Below are 7190 nucleotides of genomic sequence, written 5' to 3'. Positions count from 1 at the left end.
CGGGCCACCGCCCACGAGCACACCAAGCAGCCCGGCCCAAACACACAAGCGGCGCCCGGAACACCAGCGGGGCAACAAGCACCGCCGGAAATCAGGCGATCAGCGGCTCACGGGCACCCAGCGGCTCGCCCACTCGGCGGCGACATCCGTCAGCACGGGCAGGTGCGCCGAACCGGAGGCGGCGAGCGCACGATCCACGGCCTCGTCGATGACGGGCACGCCGTCGACCGGCGTGTACTCGCCCGCGATGCCTTCGGGGGCAGCGGTCATTTCGACGAGGGAGCCGTCGGGCAGCAAGTGGAAGACCTCGCGCGTGCGGTCGAGCAGACCGGTCTCCTCATCGAAGGAGTCGTGCGTGATGAGCACGGGAACGCTGAGGCCGCGCAGCGCGTCCTCGCCGGAGACCATGGACATGTCGGCGAGGGTGCGCTTGGAGATCGTGAACTGCTGGCGCACGGACTCTGAGTCGTCGGGCACGGTCGTGGCCCCGTGGTGCTCGAGATCGGAGAGCTGCACGTCGGAGAACACGAGGTTCCAGTCGTAGGACAGGGGGCCGAGGACCGGGGAGACCAGCACGTATGTCTGCAAGGCGGGCGGGCGCGAGCGCAGTGCGACGGCGGCGCCGAACTCGTGGCCGACGCAGATTTGGCGTGCGAAGCCCTGGTCGGCGAGCCAGCCGGACGCGGAGCGGAAGTCTTCGATGAGGGGGTCGAAGGTGATGATTTCGTCGCCCGAGGCGCCGTGGCCGGAGTAGTCGAAGCTGAGAGTCGCATAGCCGGCCCGACGCAGTGCACGACCGAGTGAGTCAAACATGCCCGATGCGTGACGATCCGACAAAAAGGTGTGAGAAAAGATCACCGCGGCGTCGCGGCAGTCCACGGGACGCGTGAATGTACCGGAGAGGGATACTCCCCGGGGCGTCTCAATCGTTACCTGGCTCACGCTATAAACATAGCGTGTGAGGGCCGCTCACGGAAAGAGGGGCCCACACTGTGCACGAATGTGACAAGAGGACACCTGAGACTAGAAGCATCCGTGAATAATCCCCACTCATGGTGAGGATCGTGCGGCACGGCGGGCAGCACCACTAAGATGGGACGCATACGCGCCGGTGAGAGCCGCGCCCACGGGGCTTGCGAAACACCCACCACAACGGGACGCCCCACCACTTGCAGCGAGAGAAGGACATTCATGGGAACCAAGACTGGAATCCTCATCGGAGTTGGCATCGGATACGTCCTGGGCACCCGAGCAGGCCGCGAGCGCTACGAGCAGATTCGCGCGAACGCCTCGAAGCTGCGCCGTTTCCCGATCGTGGCACGCCCCCTGGATGCGGCTGGCCAGAAGATGTCCGACATCGTGCGCACGGGCGGCGAACAGGTCACCGATAAGGTCGCCGACGCCGTGAAGGAACGCCTCTTCGGAGCCCCCGCCTCCCAGCCGACGACGGTCGACGCGCAGACCACCTCTTCCACGACGCAGCGTTGAGCGCGCGAGGGAACGAGGCCATGAACGCGGACCCGCTGACCGACGGCCAGGAGCCCACGCGCGCGCAGCTTAAGCGCTGGCGCAAGCACCTGGCCGAGGAGCGCATGGAGGCCCGCACCTACCGCGACCTGTCCGAGCGCCGGACGGGCGAGGAGCGCGCGGTCCTCTTGCAGCTCGAGGAGGCGGAGCGCCGCCACGAGGAGTATTGGCTGGCGCGCCTGGGTGATCGAGCCCTGCCCGCCCCGAAGCCGCCGCTGCGCACGCGCGCCGCGTCGGTCCTCGCGCACCTCTTTGGCACGATTTTCATTCTGGCGATGGCCCAGCGCGCGGAGCAGCGTTCCGCCCGCGACGTGGATGACGACGTGCCCGCGCACATGCAGGCGGATGAGCACATTCACGCCGAGGTCATTCGTTCCCTGGCGGCGAAGTCCCGCGAGACCCTGGCGGGCACGTTCCGCGCGGCGGTTTTTGGCGCGAACGACGGCCTCGTGTCGAACCTGGCGCTCGTGCTGGGTGTGGCGGCGACGGGCATGGAGCCCCACGTCGTTCTCCTGACGGGCATTTCGGGCCTGCTCGCGGGCGCCCTGTCGATGGCGGCCGGCGAGTGGGTGAGCGTGCGCAGTCAGCGCGAACTGCTCGATGCCTCGATCCCCGACCCGGACGCGCATCAGGCGGTGCCGGACCTGGACGTGGACGCGAACGAGCTGGCGCTTGTGTTCCGTGCGCGCGGCGAGAGCGAGGAGGAGGCCGAGCGGCACGCGAGGCAGGTTTTCGCACGCCTCGCCAAGCCTGCGACCGGCGAGTCCGGCGCGATCGCGGTACGCGCCGCACTGGGCGGTAGCCCCGAGTCGGACGGCGCGGGGGACCAGGTGGGCACACCCATGAAGGCGGCGCTGTCCTCGTTCTGTTTCTTCGCTGTGGGCGCGTTCTTCCCTCTGATTCCCTACCTGCTGGGCATGACCGGCATGACCGCGATTGTCGTCGCGGCTGTGATCGTCGGCGTCGCCCTGCTGTTTACGGGCGGCGTGGTCGGCATCCTGTCCGGTCAGTCCCCCGCGCCCCGCGCGCTGCGCCAGCTCGTCGTGGGTTACGGCGCCGCGGGGGTGACGTACCTGCTGGGCTCACTGTTCGGCACGTCGATCGCCTGACGCCTCGTCTCCAGCGGGGACGAGGCCGGGGCTGACCCGCGCGCTCCCCTGACCTCGGGGGTTCGCGAAGCGGAGGCCGGGGCCCAGATGCGGTGTCCCTGTGTCACACTAGGGTCATGACGGATTTTCTTTCTCGGGCGCGCGGCGCTCTCATGGGCCTGGCTGTCGGCGACGCGGTGGGCACCACGAATGAGTTCAAGTGGGCGGGCACCTTCGAGCCGATCACGGACATGGTGGGCGGCGGCCCCTTCCTGTTGAAGCCCGGGCAGTGGACGGATGACACATCGATGGCGCTATGCATCGCGGACTCCCTGCTGGCGAAGGGCCGCTACGACTCCTTTGACGTGATGGAGCGCTACCAGCGCTGGTATTCGAAGGGTTATCGCTCGTCGACGGACAGGTGTTTCGATATCGGCGGCCAGGTGCGTGCCGCGCTGTTCGATTACGAGCACGAACAGCGCGTGCCGGTGACCGCCGAGCGCTCGAACAGTGCCGGTAACGGCGCGATTATGCGCCTGGCGCCCATGGTGATCGCGGGTTTCCGCTCGCGTTCCCCGCGCGAGGTGGTCACGACCGCTCGCTTGAGCGCGCGCGAGACGCATTTCTCGGTCGAGGCCGAGGCCGCCACCGAGGTCTTCGCCGCCCTGCTGGTGGGCGCCCTGCTGGGGTGGTCCCCGGAGCAGCTCATGGACGTGTCGTGGGCGTCAACGGGCGCGGCGTTCGACGACATGGCCGCAAGGGTGATCAGCCCCGATCCGCAGGTTCGTGCCTCGTGGGAGGCGGAGACAAGCGGCTACATCGTCAACGGCCTGCGCCTGGCGGTGCACGGCCTCCTAGATTTCCCGTCCTTCAAGGACGCGACCCTGGCGATTTCGAACATGGGCGGCGACTCGGACACGAACGCTGCGATCTACGGGCAGCTGGGCGGCGCTTTCTATGGGATCGAGGGTATCCCGGCCTCGTGGAGGGAGCGCGTGTACCTGGGCGAGGAGATCGACCAGCTGGCGCGTGACCTCGTGGATCTGCGCCTGGAGCCTCCCGTGACTCGCTTCGACGAGGACCTGCAGGACGAGGCCTCCGCCTGACGGCCCAGACTCGTCACACCCTCACCCACACCCACGCCCTCACCCAACAGTTACCCCCAAATGTCGCATGCAATTCCCTCGCACCTATTTCAACGTTTGAAATCAGACCGTTGAAATCATGCGGATTTAAGCCGCACTCAAAAACTGACCCAAGGGAATTGCATGCGACTTTGGGTGTGTCACGCCTTCCACTGCTGCCACGCCGCCAGGTGCCGGGCGGCCGCCTCTGGCCAGCGACTAGACTGGCTCTATCATGCCTGACTCTCGCTCCGCCACGCCCAAAGCACGCAAACCGCGCCCGCGCAACGCCGGACGCAGGCGCCCCCGCGAGCACGCGCGCCCATTCAAGCCTTTCACGCCGGAGCAACTAGCAGAGCGCGCCGCGGCAATCCCCGTCATTTCCTTCCCGGATCTGCCGGTGAGCGCCCGCCGCGATGAGATCGCCCAGGCCATCCGAGACCACCAGGTGGTCATCGTGTCGGGCGAGACCGGCTCGGGCAAGACGACGCAGCTGCCGAAGATCTGCATGCAGCTGGGCCGCGGCGTGGCCGGCATGATCGGGCACACCCAGCCGCGCAGGCTCGCGGCGCGTTCGGTCGCGGATCGCATCGCCGACGAGCTGGGCCAGACCGTGGGCCGCGAGCGCGGCCAGGTGGTCGGCTACCAGGTGCGTTTCACGGACGAGGTCGGCCCCACGACCCTCGTCAAGCTCATGACGGACGGCATCTTGCTGGCGGAGATTCAGTCGGATCCGATGCTGCGCCGCTACGACACGCTCATCATTGACGAGGCCCACGAGCGCAGCCTGAACATCGACTTCATCTTGGGCTACGTGGCGCGCCTGCTGCCCGCGCGCCCGGACCTGAAGGTCATCATCACGTCGGCGACGATCGATTCGGATCGTTTCGCGCGCCATTTCGGCACGTGGGAGGGCACGCCCGGTTCGGGTCGCCTGATCGAGCCCGCGCCGGTCATCGAGGTGTCGGGCCGCACTTACCCGGTCGAGATCCGCTACCGTCCCCTCGGCCCGACGACGCCCTCGTCGTACACGTCCGAGGCCTCCGGCAAGCAGGCGGACGATCCCATCGAGATTATCGAGACCACCGAGGTCACCGAGTCCGGCCCGATGCAGCTGGTCTTGGAGGACCCGGACGACGAGCTGGCGACGCTGGGCTACGGCATGGGCGAGGACATCGATGTGGAGACCGCGATCTGTCACGCGGTGGACGAGCTGAGCGCGGAGGGCGACGGCGACATCCTGGTCTTCCTGCCCGGCGAGCGCGACATCCGCGACACGGAGGCGGCCCTCCTCGATCACTTGAAGGGACGAGGCCGGCGCGCGGGAGACGACAAGGGCGCGCGTCCGGGAGACATCGAGATCCTGCCGCTGTACGCGCGGCTGACGGCGGCCGAGCAGCATCGCGTGTTCGAGCCGCACCGCCTGCGCCGCGTGGTCCTGGCGACGAACGTCGCGGAGACGTCACTGACGGTGCCGGGCATCCGCTACGTCATCGACCCGGGTTTGGCGCGTATTTCCCGCTATTCCAACAAGACGAAGGTACAGCGCCTGCCGATCGAGCCGGTCAGCCAGGCGAGCGCGAACCAGCGCGCGGGCCGATGCGGACGAGTCGCGGAGGGCGTGGCAATCCGCCTGTTCTCGCAGGCCGACTACCTGTCGCGTCCGCGCTTCACGGAGCCGGAAATCCTGCGCACGTCGCTGGCCAGCGTCATCTTGCAGATGGCGTCCCTCGGCCTGGGCGCCGTCGAGGACTTCCCGTTCCTGGACGCCCCGGATCGGCGCGCGGTGCGCGACGGCGTGGCCCTCCTGGTGGAGATCGGCGCGCTCGCGCAGGATCGTGAGGGCGCGGACGCGGCCCCGGCCTCGTCCCAGTACAGGCTCACCGGCATTGGCCGGGACCTGGCGCGCCTGCCGATCGACCCGCGCCTGGGGCGCATGCTCCTGGAGGCCGAGCGCCTGGGCTGCGCCTCGGAGGTGCTCGTCATCGTGGCGGCGCTGTCGATCCAGGACGTGCGCGAGCGCCCGGCCGAGCATCAGGGCACGGCGGACGCCTCGCACGCGCGCCTGGCGGACCCGCATTCGGACTTCATCACGTACCTGAACCTGTGGCGCTACCTGGCGGTACAGGCGCGCGACCTGTCGGGCTCGGCGTTCCGGCGCATGTGCCGCGCGGAGTTTTTCCACTACCTGCGGTGGCGCGAGTGGCGCGACGTGGTCGGCCAGCTGCGCCAGATGGCCCGGGCGCTGGGGATCGCCGCGGGGCCGGTGGGCGAGCCGTCGACGGGCGACGTCGTGGAGGCCGCCCAGTTCGGCGGCGCGCAGGACGCGGCCGTTCGCGCGGTCCTGGCCTACGGGCAGGGCACGGCGAGCGTGGACGCGGACCAGGTGCACCGCTCGCTGCTGGTGGGCCTGCTGTCCTACCTGGGATCGTGGGATGAGACGAAGCGCGACTACGAGGGCGCGCGCGGCACGCACTTCACGATCTGGCCGGGTTCGGGCGTGAGCGGGCACCCCGCCTGGGTGATGACGGCGGAGCTCGTGGAGACCTCGCGCCTGTTTGCACGCACGGTGGCCCGCATTCGCCCGGAGTGGGTGGAGCCGGCGGCGCGCGGCCTGCTCAAGCGCTCGTATTCGGAGCCGTTCTGGTCGGTCGCGAAGGGCGCGGCGATGGTCCGCGAGCGGGTGACCCTCTATGGGCTGACGCTGGCGGCGGACCGCGAGGTGCTGCTGGGGCGCTTGGGGGATCTCGTCATCGACGAGGCCGTGGCCGCCTCGCGCTCTCACGCTCCGCGCGCGGGGTCGCTGGAGGCGCTGGCGGCCGGGTTGGTGTCGGCGTCGAAGGATCCCCTGTCGTCGGGGTCGTTTGAGCCGCGTCATTTCGAGGAGCTGGCGGCCGCGCGCGAGGGGACGACGGCCCGCGAGCTGGCCCGCGAGATGTTCATTCGCAACGCCCTGGTGGATAGCCAGTGGAGGGAGAGGCACGGTTTCCAGCGCCGAAACGAGGCCCTGGTGGAGCAGGCTCGCGAGGTTGAGCGCCGTAGCCGCACCCACGGCCTCGTCGCGGACGAGCAGGCGCGCTTCCGTTTCTTCGACGATTTGATCCCCGAGCACGTGACCAGCGCGGCGGCGTTCAACCGCTGGTGGAAGGACGAGCGCCGCTCTCACCCGGACTTACTGATTTACCCGGCGTCCCTGCTGATGCCGCGCGAGGCGACCTCCGGCGAGGGCTTCCCGGATCGTTGGCAGTGCGGCGACCTGTCGCTGCCCCTGAGCTACGAGTTCGCGCCGGGCAGCCCGCGTGACGGCGTGTCGATGCGCATCCCGATCGAGGTGCTCGAGCGCGTGAGCGACGCGGGCACGGACTGGCTGGTGCCGGGCATGCGCGAGGACCTGCTGACCGAGGCGATCCGCGCGCTGCCCAAGGGCGTGCGCCGCCTGCTGGCCCCCGCG

Annotated in this window: 5 protein-coding genes; 4 read left to right on the top strand and 1 reads right to left on the bottom strand. The window is 69.1% G+C overall.

Going from position 1 to position 7190, the window contains the following annotated elements:
* Nucleotides 1–99: 99 nt before the first annotated feature.
* Nucleotides 100–942: an alpha/beta hydrolase gene (locus HMPREF1137_RS01185; RefSeq protein WP_007587879.1), complete on the bottom strand. Its 843-nt coding sequence runs from the start codon at nt 940–942 to the stop codon at nt 100–102.
* Between the two features lie 249 nt (nt 943–1191).
* Here HMPREF1137_RS01185 and HMPREF1137_RS01180 point away from each other — a divergent pair, with 249 nt between their 5' ends.
* From HMPREF1137_RS01180 to HMPREF1137_RS01165, 4 genes are all read left to right on the top strand, one after another.
* Nucleotides 1192–1488 (top strand): hypothetical protein, encoded by a 297-nt coding sequence (locus HMPREF1137_RS01180; protein WP_007587882.1) that lies wholly within the window; start codon nt 1192–1194, stop codon nt 1486–1488.
* A 20-nt stretch (nt 1489–1508) separates the two neighbouring features.
* Entirely contained in the window at nt 1509–2636 is a 1128-nt protein-coding gene (locus HMPREF1137_RS01175; protein ID WP_007587880.1) for a VIT1/CCC1 transporter family protein, read from the top strand.
* A gap of 116 nt (nt 2637–2752) precedes the next feature.
* On the top strand, nt 2753–3721 hold the full coding sequence (locus tag HMPREF1137_RS01170) for an ADP-ribosylglycohydrolase family protein (protein WP_007587878.1): 969 nt from the start codon (nt 2753–2755) through the stop codon (nt 3719–3721).
* A 253-nt stretch (nt 3722–3974) separates the two neighbouring features.
* A partial coding sequence (locus HMPREF1137_RS01165; protein ID WP_007587883.1) for a DUF3418 domain-containing protein occupies nt 3975–7190 on the top strand: 3216 nt, incomplete at its 3' end.

Source organism: Actinomyces sp. ICM39 (genome assembly GCF_000282935.1).
In the GTDB taxonomy this organism is placed as follows: domain Bacteria; phylum Actinomycetota; class Actinomycetes; order Actinomycetales; family Actinomycetaceae; genus Pauljensenia; species Pauljensenia odontolytica_B.
This window is presented reverse-complemented; position numbering and strand designations above follow the sequence as displayed.

What these genes read in the sequence shown, in the direction of transcription:
- HMPREF1137_RS01170 (WP_007587878.1), top strand. Translation starts at nt 2,753, where the DNA reads ATGACGGATTTTCTTTCTCGGGCGCGCGGCGCTCTCATGGGCCTGGCT.
- HMPREF1137_RS01180 (WP_007587882.1), top strand. Translation starts at nt 1,192, where the DNA reads ATGGGAACCAAGACTGGAATCCTCATCGGAGTTGGCATCGGATACGTC.
- HMPREF1137_RS01175 (WP_007587880.1), top strand. Translation starts at nt 1,509, where the DNA reads ATGAACGCGGACCCGCTGACCGACGGCCAGGAGCCCACGCGCGCGCAG.